The organism is Saccharopolyspora sp. NPDC047091, from assembly GCF_040643635.1.
Lineage (GTDB): Bacteria > Actinomycetota > Actinomycetes > Mycobacteriales > Pseudonocardiaceae > Saccharopolyspora_C.
Window position 1 is genome coordinate 1 of the sequence record NZ_JBEYUS010000008.1, and the last position, 15,314, is coordinate 15,314.

At 73.2% G+C, this 15,314-nt stretch carries 12 protein-coding genes; 6 read left to right on the plus strand and 6 right to left on the minus strand.

Going from position 1 to position 15,314, the window contains the following annotated elements:
* Nucleotides 1-107 precede the first annotated feature (107 nt).
* Both ABZ805_RS06120 and ABZ805_RS06125 read right to left on the minus strand, forming a co-directional pair.
* The gene (locus ABZ805_RS06120) at nucleotides 108-878 is read right to left on the minus strand and encodes a cytochrome c oxidase assembly protein (RefSeq protein WP_358435102.1); all 771 of its coding nucleotides are present in this window, start codon (nucleotides 876-878) and stop codon (nucleotides 108-110) included.
* A complete protein-coding gene (locus ABZ805_RS06125; protein WP_358435104.1) occupies nucleotides 875-1,696 on the minus strand; it encodes a DUF2243 domain-containing protein in 822 nt (273 codons plus the stop codon). Before ABZ805_RS06125 ends, ABZ805_RS06120 begins: the two co-directional genes overlap by 4 nt.
* Before the next feature lie 103 nt (nucleotides 1,697-1,799).
* Here ABZ805_RS06125 and ABZ805_RS06130 point away from each other — a divergent pair, with 103 nt between their 5' ends.
* The 5 genes from ABZ805_RS06130 (at nucleotide 1,800) to ABZ805_RS06150 (ending at nucleotide 9,048) form a co-directional block, all read left to right on the plus strand.
* Complete coding sequence (locus ABZ805_RS06130; RefSeq protein WP_358435107.1) at nucleotides 1,800-2,366, plus strand: hypothetical protein; 567 nt, start codon at nucleotides 1,800-1,802, stop codon at nucleotides 2,364-2,366.
* 635 nt (nucleotides 2,367-3,001) lie between these two features.
* The gene (locus ABZ805_RS06135; RefSeq protein ID WP_358435110.1) at nucleotides 3,002-4,903 is read left to right on the plus strand and encodes an NHL domain-containing thioredoxin family protein; all 1,902 of its coding nucleotides are present in this window, start codon (nucleotides 3,002-3,004) and stop codon (nucleotides 4,901-4,903) included.
* A 50-nt stretch (nucleotides 4,904-4,953) separates the two neighbouring features.
* Entirely contained in the window at nucleotides 4,954-5,274 is a 321-nt protein-coding gene (locus tag ABZ805_RS06140) for a co-chaperone GroES (protein ID WP_224960526.1), read from the plus strand.
* Nucleotides 5,275-5,422: 148 nt separating this feature from the next.
* Nucleotides 5,423-7,891: a VanW family protein gene (locus ABZ805_RS06145; protein WP_358435113.1), complete on the plus strand. Its 2,469-nt coding sequence runs from the start codon at nucleotides 5,423-5,425 to the stop codon at nucleotides 7,889-7,891.
* 122 nt (nucleotides 7,892-8,013) lie between these two features.
* Nucleotides 8,014-9,048, plus strand: coding sequence for a zinc-dependent alcohol dehydrogenase family protein (locus tag ABZ805_RS06150; protein ID WP_358435116.1), 1,035 nt, complete (start codon nucleotides 8,014-8,016; stop codon nucleotides 9,046-9,048).
* 81 nt (nucleotides 9,049-9,129) lie between these two features.
* On the opposite strand, the gene ABZ805_RS06155 is transcribed toward ABZ805_RS06150, so the two are convergent.
* A complete protein-coding gene (locus ABZ805_RS06155) occupies nucleotides 9,130-10,974 on the minus strand; it encodes an acyl-CoA dehydrogenase (protein ID WP_358435119.1) in 1,845 nt (614 codons plus the stop codon).
* A 330-nt stretch (nucleotides 10,975-11,304) separates the two neighbouring features.
* Between ABZ805_RS06155 and ABZ805_RS06160 the strand changes: the two genes are divergently transcribed.
* Nucleotides 11,305-11,841, plus strand: a complete 537-nt coding sequence (locus ABZ805_RS06160) for an OmpA family protein (protein WP_358435122.1) — start codon at nucleotides 11,305-11,307, stop codon at nucleotides 11,839-11,841.
* 69 nt (nucleotides 11,842-11,910) lie between these two features.
* Here ABZ805_RS06160 and ABZ805_RS06165 read toward each other — a convergent pair whose 3' ends face one another.
* From ABZ805_RS06165 to ABZ805_RS06175, 3 genes are all read right to left on the minus strand, one after another.
* A complete protein-coding gene (locus ABZ805_RS06165) occupies nucleotides 11,911-12,243 on the minus strand; it encodes a YnfA family protein (RefSeq protein WP_224960536.1) in 333 nt (110 codons plus the stop codon).
* Nucleotides 12,244-12,295: 52 nt separating this feature from the next.
* Entirely contained in the window at nucleotides 12,296-12,979 is a 684-nt protein-coding gene (locus ABZ805_RS06170; RefSeq protein WP_358435125.1) for an SDR family oxidoreductase, read from the minus strand.
* Nucleotides 12,980-13,103: 124 nt separating this feature from the next.
* Nucleotides 13,104-15,164, minus strand: coding sequence for a PhoX family phosphatase (locus ABZ805_RS06175; RefSeq protein ID WP_358435128.1), 2,061 nt, complete (start codon nucleotides 15,162-15,164; stop codon nucleotides 13,104-13,106).
* Between the last annotated feature and the right edge of the window lie 150 nt (nucleotides 15,165-15,314).

The following is a 15,314-nucleotide window of genomic DNA, read 5'->3' on the forward strand; positions in this document are numbered from 1 at the left end:
CCGCCCTTCTCGGGCTGGGCGGGGGGGCGGCCCTGCCCTACACCCCTCTGCCCCCTCGCTGTGCGGGGGGCGGGCCCCGGGCGGGGGGGGGCGGGCCCCCCACCGCGCTACGCCGCCCGCCGCGCGCGCGTCCGCTCGGGCTGCCAGGTCGCGACCAGGACGGCGGCGAGCAGGAGCTGGGCGACGTCCCCGGCGTAGTACAAGAGCTCCGCGCCACCGCGCACCTCGACGGCGGGACCCTGCACCGCCGTCCACCCGCCGTACATCAGCTGCGCGATGATCGCGTGCACCGCGATGGCGCAGCCCAGGAACACCAGCCGGACGCGCACCGGCGGCCGGTCCGGCGCCGGGTCCGGACCAGCGATGACGTGCACGAACAGGTAGCCGGCCAGCAGGAAGTGCGCGAACAGCAGCCAGTGCCCGACCGGGTGCTCGCCCACCTCGTGCAGCGGGGTCGTGTACAGCAGCACCAGACCACCCGCGGACAGCAGCAGCGCGACCTCGGGCCGGTTCAGCACCCGCACCGGCCCGCTGCGCAGCACCGCGGTCAGCCGCCGGCCGAACCACGGCGGAGCGGTGCGCAGCAGCAACGTCACCGGGGCGCCCAGCGCCAGCCCGAGCGGGGCGTACATGCCGATCAGCAGGTGCTGCACCACGTTCCCGCGGAAGTCCCCACCCGCGAAGCTCGCGACCGGCGGCAGCAGCGCCACCGCCAGCACCCCGAGACCGGTGGCGAAGCAGGCGGTGCGCCACCGGCACCAGCCGCGCCCCGGATTGCGGCGGCGGGCCAGCCCGGCCAGCCGGAGGTACCCGGCACCGACCAGCACCAGCGCGAGCACGGACGGCAGCGCACCGGCCGCGTGCACGTCGTGGCTCATCGAGCACCACCACCGCCCTGCGCGCCGTCCTGCGCGCCGTCGCGCTGCGCACCGGTGCCGCGCGCACCACTTCCGCGCGCACCACCGCACCGCACGCCGCCGCGCCGCGTGCCGCCGCGTTGCGCACCACCGCGCTGCGCACGACCGCCTCGCGCACGACCACACCGCGTGCCGCCGCGCCGCGTGCCAGTGCCGCGCGCACCGTTTCCGTACGCGCCACCGCGCTGCGCACCACTTCCTGGCGCACGACCGCGCTGCACACCACTGCCACGCACACCACTGTCACCACCGCGCTGCGCGCCGCCGCTCTGCGCACCACCGCTCTGCGCACCGCCGCGCTGTGCACGACCGCCTTGCGCGCCGCCGCCGCGCTGCAGCAGGTATCCGGCCACGACCAGCAGTGCGCCGAGGGCGAGGAAGCCCAGGTCCCACCACGCCCGGCCGGGCCCGCCGCGGACGTGGTGGACGCCCAGCAGGTGGTGGTCCAGCACGCCCTCGACCAGGTCGAACGAACCCCAGCCGACGAGGACCCAGCCCCACAGCACCCGCGAACCCCACACCCGGCGCCGCCTGCGGGTGACCCGCGAGTGCAGCAGCGCCAGCCCGCCCAGCACCGCGAGCCAGCAGGCCGCGTGCAGCACCGCGTCCCGCGCCGTGTTCATCTCCGAACCGGGCCCGCCCGGCGCGCGGTGCCAGCGCAGCAGCCGGTACAGCAGGAAGCCGTCGACGAATCCGCCGAGCCCGATCCCGAGCACGACTCCCGGTAACCGGAACGGCCCGGGTCCGGTGTCCGCCTCGGCATCGCGCGCACTCCCCATCCCCATGTCATCCCCCAGTCGCCGATCCTTCCCGGCGGTGTTCCCCGGCCGGCGGGGCGCGCAACCGCGCGTGGCGACGGCGGGCGCGGGTAGCCGACCTGGCATGGGCAAGAGCAGTGCGGACTACGAGCGCGACTACACGGACCCCGGGCTGCGGGAGCGGTTGAAGGAGGAGCTGAAGGCCTCCGGCGACGGCGGCGCTCCCGGGCAGTGGTCGGCGCGCAAGAGCCAGCTCCTCGCGCAGCGGTACGAGCGGCACGGCGGCGGCTACCGGCATCCGGGGCGGCGCACCCGCGCGCAGCGGGACCTGGAGCGGTGGACCGACGAGCGCTGGCAGACCGAGTCGGGCTCGGCGCGGGCCCGCCACGACGGCACCACCGAGCGGTACCTGCCGGCGGACGCCTGGGCGGAGCTGTCACCGCGCGAGCGCCGCGAGACCCGGCGCGCCAAGCGGGCGGCGTCCCGCCGGGGCGAGCAGTTCGCCGCGAACCCGCCCGCCGCCCGGTCCGCCCGCAGGTCCGCCGAGCTCGACGAGCTCCCCGCCCGGGAGGCCGCGCGGCGCGCCCGCGACCTGCCCCCGCGCGAGGCGGCGGCCGCCGCGCGGCACGAGCGCGCCCACCGGGCTCGCAAGACGGTGCTGCGCGAGCTCGACCGGGCGGGCCGCCGCTAGGTCGTTCCGCGGTGGGTCGTTCCGCGGTGGGTCGTGTCCGCGCTGTCCGCGCTAGGTCGTGTCCGCGCTGGGGCGTGTGGTGGTCGTGTCCGCGGCGGGCTGTTCCTCGCCGGGCCGTTCATGCGGTGGGGCGTCTCGCCGGGCCGTTCCCGCGATGCCGTCCCGCGGTGGGTGATCTCGCGCCCGTTCCCGCGGCGCCGTCCCGCGGTGGGTGATCTCGCGCCCGTTCCCGCGGCGCCGTCCCGCGCTGGGCGGTCTTGCGCGACCGTTTCCCCGCCGGACCGTTTCCGCGCCGGCGCGGATGTCGCGAGCCGCCGCGAAACGCGGCCGCGGTGACCGTCCGCGCTGGTCAAACCGGTTCCGGCACCGACATGGGTGGTTCCGGCACCACCCACATTCGCGTGACATGGATCACACACGAGTCGGTGTGTAACAACGCCGGGGGTGCCGCCGATATGGATGGTGACCCCGCGGTGCTGTCGGACCCCCGACCTGGCAGCACCGCGGGGCTTTCCAATTCCCGGGCCCAGCGCCCCGGTGAACCTCTCCTCCCGAACGCTCCCGGCGCGGTCCGCGCACCGGAGATCAAGCGCGCAGGAGCTCCCGGAATTCCCCACCCGCACCCGCCTCCCACCATGTGGACGCGGGAACAGCGTCCCGGCGGACTGTTGTTGACTCCGCACGTGAGCACCGCGTCGCACCTCCGCACCCGCGTCCGCGCGCCCGAGCTGACCGGGCGGCAGTGGCTGAACACCGGCGGCCGGGAGGTCCTCCTCTCCGACCTGCGCGGCAAGATCGTGCTGCTGGACTTCTGGACGTTCTGCTGCATCAACTGCCTGCACGTCATCGACGAACTCCGCCCGTTGGAGCAGGAGTTCGCCGACGAGCTCGTCACCGTCGGGGTGCACTCGCCGAAGTTCGAGCACGAAGCCGACCCGGACGCGCTGCTCGCCGCCGTCGAGCGCTACTCGGTGCACCACCCGGTGCTCGACGACCCGGAGCTGTCGACCTGGCAGAACTACGCCGTCAAGGCGTGGCCGACGCTGGCCGTGGTCGACCCCGAGGGCTACCTCGTGCACGTCGCCGCCGGTGAGGGCCACGTGGACGCGCTGCGCAGCGTGCTGCGCGAACTCGTCGCCGAGCACGACGCCAAGGGCACCCTGCACCGCGGCGACGGCCCCTACGTGCCGCCGGAACCCGCCGCCACCGAGCTGCGCTTCCCCGCGAAGATCGCCGCCGGCCCGGGCACCGTGCTGGTCTCGGACTCCGCGAACCACTCGCTGGTCGAGTTCGACCGCGACGGCGAGACGGTGCTGCGCCGCATCGGCAGCGGCGAGCGCGGCGCCCGCGACGGCGGCCCCGACGAGGCCGCCTTCGCCGAACCCGCCGGGATCGCGGTGCTGCCCGAGGCGGTCGCCGCCGAAGCCGGCTACGACCTGGTCGTCGCCGACACGGTGAACCACCTGCTGCGCGGCGTGCGGCTCGCCGACGGGCACGTCACGACCATCGCGGGCACCGGCGAGCAGTGGCGCGACGGCGCGGACGGGGGCCCGGGGACGGACACCCCGCTGACCAGCCCGTGGGACGTCGCCTGGTGGGAACCGGCGGGCGGCGTCGTCATCGCGATGGCGGGCAACCACACGCTCGGGCTGTTCGACCCGCGCACCGGGCGGGTCCGCCGCTTCGCGGGCACCACCGTGGAGGGCCTGCGCGACGGGGACGCGGCCGAGGCGTTCTTCGCCCAGCCCTCCGGCCTCGCCGACGGCGGCGACCGGTTGTGGCTCGCCGACTCGGAGACCTCCGCGCTGCGCTGGGTCGAACCGGACGGCACCGGGTTCCGGGTGCGGACCGCGATCGGCACCGGGCTGTTCGACTTCGGGCACGCCGACGGGCCCGCGGACCGCGCGCTGCTGCAGCACCCGCTGGGGGTGGCGGTGCTGCCCGACGGGTCGGTCGCCGTCTGCGACACCTACAACGGCGCCCTCCGACGTTACGATCCGGCATCGAACGAGGTCGGCACGCTCGCCACCCACCTCGCCGAACCGTCCGGTGCGGCCGTGGTCGACGGGGAGCTGGTGGTGGTGGCCTCCGCCGCACACCGGCTGGAGCGGCCGGTGCCGCCCGGTGTCACCGCGAAACTCGTCGAAGGCGCATCGCAGCAGGTCACCCGCCCCGCCACCGAGATCGGCGGCGGCGAGGTGCAGCTCGCCGTGGTGTTCACCCCGCCGCCGGGCAGCAAGCTCGACGACCGCTACGGGCCCTCCACCCGGCTGGAGATCACCTCGACCCCGCCGGAACTGCTGGCCGAAGGCGCAGGCACCGGAACCGACCTGGAACGGCGGCTGGTGCTCGCCGACGGCATCGAGCACGGCGTGCTGCACGTCGTCGCGCAGGCCGCCAGCTGCACCGACGACCCCGCCGTCGAACACCCCACCTGCAACCTGACCAGGCAGGACTGGGGAGTGCCGGTGCGCGTTGCGCCGGGCGGCCCACACCGGCTGCCGCTGGTGCTGGGCGGGATGGACGCAGGCGCCTGAGCGGCCCCCTGCGCGGCAGGCGCGTCGGGGCGGGCACGTAAACTTTTCGGGTGACCGATGCCAAGCTCGAGATCCAGATGCTGCATGACCGGGTCATGGTGCGGGTCTCTGCGGAATCCGGCGAACGCCGCAGCAGCGGCGGCATCGTGATTCCGGCGACCGCCCAGGTGGCCAAGCGGCTGCTCTGGGGCGAGGTCTTCGGGGTGGGCAGCCACGTGCGGGCCGTGAAGGTCGGCGACCAGGTGCTGTTCAACCCCGAGGAGCAGTTCGAGGTCGAAGTGCAGGGCCAGCCCTACCTGGTGATGCGGGAGCGCGACCTGCACGCCGTGGCCAGCGAGCAGATCGAACAGGGCACCGGCCTGTACCTGTGAGCCACTGATCCACCGCGAGCCGCGACCGGCACCCCTCCCAGGTGCCGCCGCTGTCGGGGTGAGGCGGGCAAGGCGTCCTTGACGGACGACCCCGGCGCCTGTTCGCTGATGTACCCCACCGCACGACCGAACCGATGAAGGGGAAGCGGTGCCGGAAAACTACGACGTCTCATCCGGGGACGATCCGAACCGGAAACCGGCGGGCGACGCCCCCGGACCGGCGGAGCGGCCCGGCGCATCGGGCGGGTCCGCCGCGGACGCCACGCGGCCGAGCACCCCGGCCCCAGGAGCACCGGCGGAGTCCGCCGCGGAGCGGACCGCGCAGATCTCCGCGGAGCAGCTCGCCGCGGCCGGATCCGCGTCGACGGGGTCGGCATCGGCCCAGTCCGGATCGGCGCAGTCCGGATCAGCCCAGCCCGGATCAGCCCAGCCCACGTCGACGAGCTCGACGGCGGAGTCGGCTCGGTCCGGTAGCTCGGCGGACGCCGTCGACCCGGCCGAGCGCGGCACCCGCCCGCTGTCCCAGCAGGCGGCCGCCGACGGCACGCAGCGCCTCGGCCAGGAGCCGCCGGAGGACGACGCCGAGCGCACCCAGACCATCCCGAAGGTCCCCGCCGAGAGCGGCGGCACCTACGCCTCGCCCACGGACTTCCTCGGCGCCCCCGGTTTCCTCGGCTCGTCCGAGACGACGAGCGTGCACCCGGCGGTGAGCGGCCAGGAGCCGACGGTGCAGGCCGCGGGCGGCTCGTTCGCCCCGCCGCCCACCCAGCAGATCTCGTACCCCGAGGTCGACTCGGAGCGCACCCAGAACATCCCGAAGGTCCCCGTCGACGCGAACTCGCCGTCGGCCGCCGGATTCGCGGGCGGGATCGGCGGCGGCTTCGCCGAGGACCCGCCGGAGCAGAGCGGCCCCAAGGACCGCCGCAAGCTGATCCGCGGCGGCATCGTGGCCGGGATCGCCGCCGGTGTCCTGCTGCTGCTCTACGTGGGCGACCTGACGTTCAGCAGCGGCACCGTGCCGCGCGGCACCACCGTCGCCGACGTGCACGTCGGGGGCCTCACCCCGGCCGCGGCGGAGCGCAAGCTGCGCGAGGAGCTCGGCCCGAACCTGCAGCAGCCGGTGCAGCTGCAGGCCGGGGACGCCACCGCCACCATCTCCCCGGAGCAGTCCGGGCTGACGATGGACTGGCCGGCCACCATCGAGCAGGCCGGGTCGCAGCCGCTGAACCCGTTCACCCGGATCGCCTCGCTGTTCACCAGCCGCGAGATCTCCCCGGTCAGCCACGGCGACGAGCAGCAGGTCGTGGCCGCGCTGGAGCAGGTCAAGCCGCGCCTGGAGCGCCCGGCCTCCGAAGGCACCATCAAGTTCGAGGGCACCACCCCGGTCGCGGTCGAGCCGGTCACCGGTCGTTCGGTGGACGTGCAGGTCGCCGCCGACCAGGTGATGGCCGACTGGGCGAAGGGCGGCGCGGTCCAGGTGCCGTTCACCGAGCAGGCGGTGCGCACCACCTCCGACGGCGTGCACCAGGCGCTGCGGAACGTGGCCGAGCCCGCGGTGTCCGGCCCGATCGCGATCAAGGGCGAGGGCCACGACGCCGCGCTCGCGCCGGAGACGGTCGCCGCCGCGCTGCGCTTCGAGTCGGACGGCAAGGGCGGGCTCCGCTCGCACCTCGACCTGCCGACGGTGATCGGCGGGGTCGAGCCGCAGCTGCTCGACACGATGAAGCCGGCCAAGGACGCCGAAGTGGCCCTCGAAGGCGGCCGCCCCGTGGTGCGCCCCTCGCTGGAGGGCCGCGGTGTGAACTGGGACAAGAGCTTCGAGAAGCTGCTGGACGTGGCCCGCAAGAAGCAGGACCGCACGCTGCAGGCCGTCTACGAGCAGCAGCCGCCCGCGTTCAGCACCGACCAGGCCAACGGCCTCGGCATCAAGGAAGTCATCAGCGAGTTCCAGACCGGCGGCTTCGAAACGGCCTCCGGGGTGAACATCCGGCGCACCGCCGAGCAGGTCAACGGCGCGGTGATCAAGCCGGGCGAGACGTTCAGCCTCAACGGCCACACCGGTCCGCGCGGCACCGCGCAGGGCTACGTGGAGTCCGGGATCATCGAGGACGGCCGTCCGGCGAAGGCGGTCGGCGGCGGCATCTCGCAGTTCGCGACCACGCTGTTCAACGCCTCGTACTTCGCGGGCGTGCAGGACGTGGAGCACAAGGAGCACAGCTACTACATCAGCCGCTACCCGGCGGGCCGCGAGGCCACGGTGTTCCAGAACCCGGACGGCAGCAGCGTCATCGACGTGAAGTTCAAGAACACCCTCGACAGCGGCATCATGATCACCACGGAGTGGACGCCGTCGTCGATCACGGTGAAGTTCTGGGGCACCAAGCAGTACGACGTGGGTTCCGAGACCGGTCCGCGCACCAACGAGAAGCCCCCGCACGAGAAGATCGTGCCGCCGGGCGAGCCGTGCAGCCCCAGCAAGGGCAACGGCGGCTTCACCGTCACCGACACCCGCACGTTGACCGACGTGCGCAACGGGAACGTGAAGAAGGAGAAGCCGAGCAAGACGGTCTACAACCCGCAGCCGATCATCCACTGCGGCGCACCGCCGGCCCCCTGATCGCAGCACCGACGAGGCCCCTCCCGGTTCCGGGAGGGGCCTCGTCCGCGTTCGGAGGCATCGATCGCGCCGCGGCCGGGCACCCGGCGGGGGAACGACGAACCCGACACTGGGAGCCATCGATGCGAGCCACCGTGATCCGCGGCGCGGGCGACGTGCACGTGGAAGAGGTACCGGACGCGGCGCTGCGGGAGCCGACGGACGCGGTCGTGCGGGTGGTGCTGACCTGCGTGTGCGGCAGCGACCTGTGGCCGTACAAGGGCATGGAGCGCGACGAGGACGGGAAGCGGATCGGCCACGAGTTCCTCGGCGTGGTCGAGGAGGTCGGGTCCGAGGTGCGCTCGGTGCGGCCGGGCGACCTGGTCGTCTCGCCGTTCACCTTCTCCGACGGCACCTGCGAGTTCTGCCGGGAGTCGCTGCAGACGTCCTGCCCGTCGGGCGGGGTGTACGGCGCCCCCGGCGAGGACGGTGCGCAGGGCGAGGCGGTGCGGGTGCCGCACGCGGACGGGACCTTGGTGCCGCTGCCGGTGCAGCAGGACGATCCGCTGCTGCCGTCACTGCTCACCCTGGCCGACGTGTTCCCGACGGGCCACCACGCCGCGGTGTCCGCCGGTGTGCGGCGGGGCGGTTCGGTGGCCGTGGTCGGTGACGGGGCCGTCGGCCTGTGCGGGGTGCTGGCGGCGGCCCGGCTCGGCGCCGACCAGCTGATCATCATGGGCAGGCACCAGGACCGCACCGAGCTGGCCCGCGAGTTCGGCGCGACCGACGTGGTGCCGGAGCGCGGCGACGAGGCCGTGCAGCGGGTGCGGGACCTGACCGGCGGCGAAGGGGTGCGCTCGGTGCTGGAGTGCGTGGGCACGGCCGAGTCGATGGCGACCGCGACCCGCCTGGTCCGCGACGGCGGCGCGATCGGCTACGTCGGCGTCCCGCAGGAGGGCGGCGGCCTGGACCTGCGGGAGCTGTTCATGCGCAACGTGCGGATCGGGGGTGGCGTGTGCCCGGCGCGCGCCTACGTCGAGGAGCTGCTGCCGGACGTGCTCTCCGGCGCGGTCCGGCCGGGCCGGGTGTTCGACCACGTCACCGACCTGGACGGGGTGCCGGACGCCTACCGGGCGATGGCCGACCGGAAGGCGCTCAAAGCGCTGGTGCGGGTCTGACCGGGGGAACCGCCCGGTCGTGAAAACGGGCGCGGGCGCCCCCACCACCGAAGGGGACGCCCGCGCCGGTCCAGCGCCGGATCAGAACACCGACTCGTCCAGCTCCATGATGGAGTTGTCCGCGTTCTCCACGATCTTGCGGCGGCCGGTCAGCTCCGGCAGCACGTTCTTCGCGAAGAAGCGGGCCACCGCGACCTTGCCCTGGTAGAAGGGCTGGTCCTTCGCCGAGGCGCCCGCGTCCAGCGCGGCGAGCGCGATCTCGGCCTGGCGCAGCAGCAGCCAGCCGATGAGCAGGTCGCCCATGCTCATCAGCACGGTGACGGCGTGCTGGCCGACCTTGTAGATGTTGTTCACGTCCTCCTGCGCGGAGGTCAGGAAGCCGAAGACCGCGCCCAGGGTGCCCTGCGCGTCGTCCAGCGCCTTCGCGACCAGCGCGCGCTCCTCCTTGAGCCGGTCGTCCGCGCCCTCGGCCTCCAGCGACTTCTGCACCTCGGCGGCGAGGTGGCCCAGCGCTGCGCCGTTGTTGCGGACGATCTTGCGGAAGAAGAAGTCCTGCGCCTGGATCGCGGTGGTGCCCTCGTACAGGCTGTCGATCTTGGCGTCCCGGATGTACTGCTCGATCGGGTAGTCCTGCAGGTAGCCGGAGCCGCCGAGGGTCTGCAGCGACAGCGTCAGGTTCTCGTACGCCCGCTCCGAGCCGACGCCCTTCACGATCGGCAGCAGCAGGTCGTTGACCTGCTCGGCCAGCGTCACGTCCTCGCCGGTGGACTTGCCCTGGGCGATCTGGTCCTGGTAGGTCGCCGTGTACAGGTACACCGCGCGCAGGCCCTCCGCGTACGCCTTCTGCAGCAGCAGGATGCGGCGCACGTCGGGGTGGTTGGTGATGGTGACGCGCGGGGCGGTCTTGTCGGTGGCCCTGGTCAGGTCGGCGCCCTGCACGCGCTCCTTGGCGTACTCCAGCGCGTTGAGGTAACCGGTGGACAGGGTGGCGATGGCCTTGGTGCCGACCATCATCCGGGCGTACTCGATGACCTGGAACATCTGCGCGATGCCGTCGTGCACCTCGCCGAGCAGCCAGCCCTGCGCGGGCGTGCCGTGCTGGCCGAAGGTCAGCTCGCAGGTGGCGGAGGCGTTCAGGCCCATCTTGTGCTCGACGTTGGTGACGAAGGCGCCGTTGCGCTCGCCCGGCTCACCGGTGGTGGCGTCGAAGTGGAACTTGGGCACCAGGAACAGGCTGAGGCCCTTGGTGCCGGGCTTGCTCTCCACGCCGTCGCCCTCGGGGCGGGCCAGCACCATGTGCATGATGTTCTCGGTCATGTCCTGGTCGGCGGAGGTGATGAACCGCTTCACGCCGTCGAGGTGCCAGCTGCCGTCGGCCTGCTTGACGGCCTTGGTGCGGCCGGAGCCGACGTCGGAACCCGCGTCCGGCTCGGTCAGCACCATGGTGGCGCCCCAGCCGCGCTCGATCATCAGCTCGGCCCAGGCGCGCTGCTCCTCGGTGCCGTTCTTGTGCACGATCCCGGCGAACTGCGGGCCCGCCATGTACATGTACACGGCCGGGTTGGCGCCGAGGATCAGCTCGGAGGTCGCCCACTGCACGGTCGGCGGGATGCCGTAGCCGCCGATCTCGTCGGCCAGGCCCAGCCGCCACCACTCGCCGTCCTGGATCTGCTGGTAGGACTTCTTGAACGACTCCGGCAGCGTGACCGAGTGGGTCTTCGGGTCGAACTTCGCCGGAGTGCGGTCGCCCTCCGCGAAGGACTCGGCGAGCGGTCCGGTGGCGAGCGCGTTGAGCTCGCTGAGCACACCGCGCACGGTGTCCTCGTCGGACTGCTCGAACGCCCCGGTGCCGAGCCGGTCCTGCACCTTGAAGAGCTCGAACAGGTTGAATTCGAGGTCGCGGACGTTGCTCTTGTAGTGGCCCATTTCGCAGGCTCCCTCTCCGCACTGATGATCCGAGCCGGCCCCGCTCTCCGGACATGGCCTTACTCGTCGGTAACTCCAGAGTATTACCCCGCAGTAACTTCTGTCGAGCGGGTGGGCCGGAAACCACCGGGAAGGCCCTGTGACATGCGTCGAACCGGGCATCTCGCCCGACGCGCGGCCGATCGCGCAACCCGGACGGCTTCACGCGATCGCGTGGGACCCGCGAGCCCGACCTGCCCGGATCTCCACCTCGACATCCAATGGAGGGACCCACGCACCGGGCGCACCCACGCGCGCCGCGCCCGGCGAGCCCGATTCGCGGAGGTCGGCATGGATCGAAGAACAGCCCCCTACGGCGTGGCGGCGGCCGCGCTCGTCGCGCTCCTCGCAGGCTGCTCCGGCGGCGGCGACCACCAGGGCCAGGGCGGCCAGGAGGGCGAGGTGCCACCGGCACCGCCCGCCCAGCAGCAGCAACAGCAGCCGGAGCAGCAGCCGCCGGCCGCACCGGACCCCGCGGCCGCGAAGGCCGCGCTGCAGCAGCAGATCGACGAGGCCCTGAAGCAGAGCCCGATCACCTTCGACGCCGACAGCGCGAAGCTCACCCAGCAGGGCGAGCAGACCGCGACGAAGGCCGCCGAACTGGCGAAGTCGGCACCGCAGGAGCTGAAGTTCACCGTCACCGGCTACGTCGCCGACACCGGCAACCCGTCGCCGACCGACCAAGAGCTGTCCCAGCAGCGCGCGCAGGCCGTAGCCGACAAGTTCACCGAGGCGGGCGTGCCCCAGGAACGCCTGGAGGTCGTCGGCAAGGGCACCGCGGAAGGCGGCACCGAGCAGGACCGGCACGCGACGATCAGCGTCCAGTAGCGGCGACGATCGACCAGGAACGGGAGGGACGCCCGTCGGCTCCCTCCCGTTCGCGCGTCCGCACCCGGCTCAGCCGCGCGGGGCGTACATGATCACGGCGACGCCGACCAGGCACAGCGCCGCACCCGCCAGGTCCCAGCGATCCGGCCGGAACCCGTCCAGCAGCACGCCCCACGCCAGCGAACCCGCCACGAACACCCCGCCGTAGGCGGCGAGGATGCGGCCGAAGTTCGCGTCCGGCTGCAAGGTGGCGACGAACCCGTAGGCGCCCAGCGCGAGCACGCCGGCGCCCATCCACAGCAGGCCCTTGTGCTCGCGCACCCCCTGCCAGACCAGCCAGGCACCACCGATCTCGGCGACGGCGGCGAGCGCGAACAGCACGATCGAACGGAGCACGGTCACCCGGGCACGCTAGCCCGGACCGGCAGCGCCGCTCCGCGCGACCGCGGCCGGGTCAGGAGGGGCGGACGACCAGTTCGGTGAGGTGGGCGTCGGCGGTGGCGCGCACCGCGGTGCAGACCGGGCCCGCGACCGACTCCGGCGTCAGGAAGCGCTCCGGCCGGTACTCGCCGCCCTCGGCGGCGACGATGCCGCGCTGCATGTCCGTGTCCACGCGGCCGGGGAACACCGAGGTCACCCGGACGCCGTTCGCGGCCTCCTCGGCGCGCAGCACGTCGGCGAAGGCGCGCAGCGCGAACTTGCTCGCCGCGTAGGAACCCCAGTTCGGCTTGGCGTTCAGCCCCGAACCCGAGTTGATCAGCACCACGTGCCCGGCGGACGCGCGCAGCGCGGGCAGCAGCAGGCGGGTGAGCTCGGTGACCGCGAACAGGTTCAGCTCGAACGTCCGCCGCCACGAGTCCACCGACACGTCCGACACCGCGCCGAGCTCCACCAGACCCGCGCTGTGCACCAGCACGTCCAGCCGCGCCACGTCCTGCACCGCCGCCGCCACCGCGTCCGGATCGGTCAGCTCCACCGGCCACGGACGGGCCCCGTCGATCTCCGCCGCCAACTCCTGCAGCGCCGCGCCGTCCCGGCCGCCGAGCAGCACGTCGTGGGTCTCGGACAGGGCACGGGCGGTGGCCGCCCCGATGCCGCGGGAAGCACCCGTGACCAGGGCGATCGGACGTTCAGACATGGTCTGAATCGTATCCGTCGCACGCGCGCGCACGATGGCCCGGGCGCCCGGTGGGCGGGCATGCCGGGGGAGAGCGCAACGAGGGCCTCCCGTGTTCGGAAGGCCCCCGCGCTCGCGGATGCGATCAGCGCACGCCGATCGCACCACCGTCCTCGCGCCACACCACCGCCACCGACGGCCGCGGCTGCGAGGTGCCGCCGTCCGGCCAGTGCGACGTGGGGTGCTGGGCGTCCTCGGCGTCCTCACCGGGGTGCTGCACGTTGACCGTGACCAGGTCGTCGAGGACCACCGGCCCGCAGGTCTCCGCGCCCACCGGCACGGTCAGGAACTGCTTCACCTTGCCGCGCTCCGGCCCGTCCACCGGCACCGCGAACAGCCCGTCGTTCGAGCCGAGCTCGTTGCCGTCGGTGGTGATCCACAGGTTCCCGAACCGGTCGAAGGTGACGTTGTCCGGGCAGGAGATCGGGCTGACCTGCGCCTTGTCGAAGCCGCCGAAGTAGGTGCCCGGATCGTTCGGGTCGCCGCACACCAGCAGCAGGTTCCAGCGGAACCGGGTGCCCGCGGTGTCGTCGGCGAACTCCAGGATGTGCCCGTGCTTGTTGCCGACCCGCGGGTTGGCCTCGTCGACCGGGGCGTTGTCCGCGGAGCCGCGGTTGCTGTTGTTCGTCAGCGCGCAGTACACGCGGCCGTTCACCGGGTTCGGCTCGATGTCCTCCGGCCGGTCCATCTTCGTCGCGCCGAGCGCGTCGGCGGCGAGCCGGGTGAACACGTAGACCTCTTCCGCGGTGAAGCCGGGCACGAAGGACTCGTTCCCGCTGACCAGCTTCAACCACTCACCGGTGCCGTCGAAGCGGCCGTCGGCGGGCAGCGCGCCCGAACCGTCGATCTCCTCGGCCGGGCTGTTGCCGCGGAACCGCGCCACGTAGAGCGTGCCGTCGTCGAGCAGCGCCGAGTTGTGCCGCCGCGCGTGCGCGCTGCGGCCCGGCTTGTACCGGCCGTTCGAGACGAACTTGTAGATGTACTCGAAGCGCTCGTCGTCCCCGGAGTAGGCGACCACCCGGCCGTCCTCGGCGATCTGGATGGTGGCGCCCTCGTGCTTGAACCGGCCCAGCGCGGTGTGCTTGACCGGGGTGGACGTCGGGTCGTTCGGGTCGATCTCCACGACCCAGCCGAAGCGGTGCGGCTCGTTCGGCTCCTGCGACACGTCCCAGCGGCGGTCGAAGCGCTCCCACTTGCGGTCGGTCTCGCCGGTGCCGATGACGTAGCGCCGGTAGCGCTCCGCCGCGACCGGCTCGGTGATCAGCTCGGAGTGGCCGAAGTACTGGTGGAAGTTCTCCTCGCCGGACAGGATCGTGCCCCACGGGGTGACGCCGCCCGCGCAGTTGTTCTGGGTGCCGAGCACCCGGGTGCCGGTCGGGTCGGCGGAGGTCTTGAGGAAGTCGCTGCCCGCGGCCGGACCGCGCACCTCGAACTCGGTGTTCAGCGTGATGCGGCGGTTGTACCGGCCGCGCCGGGCGACCAGGCCCGCGCCGCGCTCCTTCGCGACCTCCACGACGGACAGGCCGTGCGCGGCCCAGGCGATGCGGGCCTGCTCCTCGGTGGGGTTCTCCTCGTCGTAGTCCGGGAACATGTGCGACTCGGTGGTGTACTCGTGGTTGACCACGAGCAGCCCGCGCCTGCCGCTGCCGTCCAGCGGGACGAACCCGGCGAAGTCGTTGTTGTAGCCGAACTGCTGCTCCTGCGCCGCCGCCGACTGGTGGTGGAAGTCGAACTCGGGGGCGCCGTCGACGAGCGGATCGCCCCAGCGGATCACGATGCCCTGCGCGTAGCCCTCGGGGACCGTGATGCGGTCCTCCTGGTTCGGCGCGACCGGCGCGAAGTCGGTCCCCGGCACCGGCCGGCCGGTGGGGTGCGCGGCCTGCGCGGGAGCCGCCGCGGCCGTGCCGGACAGCGCGGAAGCGCCACCGATGGCCAGCGCCAGCACGCCGCCCGCCTTGAGCGCGCCGCGGCGGTCGAGGACGCTCGCCACGACGTCGCCGAAGTAGCCGTTGCCCGAGGTGTTCGGCGCGTCGTGCGCGCAGGCGTTGCCGCAGCGGTACTTGCAGGTGGCCGACGCCCGGCGCGCGGAGTGGTTCGACAGCAGTGGCAGCGGGACGACCCGCCCGCCGTCCGGTCGGGTGGACACACGGACCTCCAGGTGTCAGTCAGGAACACCTGGACGCTATGCCGATCAGGCGAGGTCCCCTGGACGTGCAGGTGAACAGCACCCGAACTCATGACGCTCGGTCGTCGGACACCCGTTGGAGCCCTTCCACCGCACCGCTGGACCGCGGCA

Excerpts from the sequence above, each read along its gene's own strand:
- ABZ805_RS06120 (WP_358435102.1), bottom strand. The coding sequence starts at position 878 with ATGAGCCACGACGTGCACGCGGCCGGTGCGCTGCCGTCCGTGCTCGCG.
- ABZ805_RS06125 (WP_358435104.1), bottom strand. The coding sequence starts at position 1,696 with ATGGGGAGTGCGCGCGATGCCGAGGCGGACACCGGACCCGGGCCGTTC.
- ABZ805_RS06130 (WP_358435107.1), top strand. The coding sequence starts at position 1,800 with ATGGGCAAGAGCAGTGCGGACTACGAGCGCGACTACACGGACCCCGGG.
- ABZ805_RS06135 (WP_358435110.1), top strand. The coding sequence starts at position 3,002 with ATGTGGACGCGGGAACAGCGTCCCGGCGGACTGTTGTTGACTCCGCAC.
- ABZ805_RS06150 (WP_358435116.1), top strand. The coding sequence starts at position 8,014 with ATGCGAGCCACCGTGATCCGCGGCGCGGGCGACGTGCACGTGGAAGAG.
- ABZ805_RS06155 (WP_358435119.1), bottom strand. The coding sequence starts at position 10,974 with ATGGGCCACTACAAGAGCAACGTCCGCGACCTCGAATTCAACCTGTTC.
- ABZ805_RS06160 (WP_358435122.1), top strand. The coding sequence starts at position 11,305 with ATGGATCGAAGAACAGCCCCCTACGGCGTGGCGGCGGCCGCGCTCGTC.
- ABZ805_RS06170 (WP_358435125.1), bottom strand. The coding sequence starts at position 12,979 with ATGTCTGAACGTCCGATCGCCCTGGTCACGGGTGCTTCCCGCGGCATC.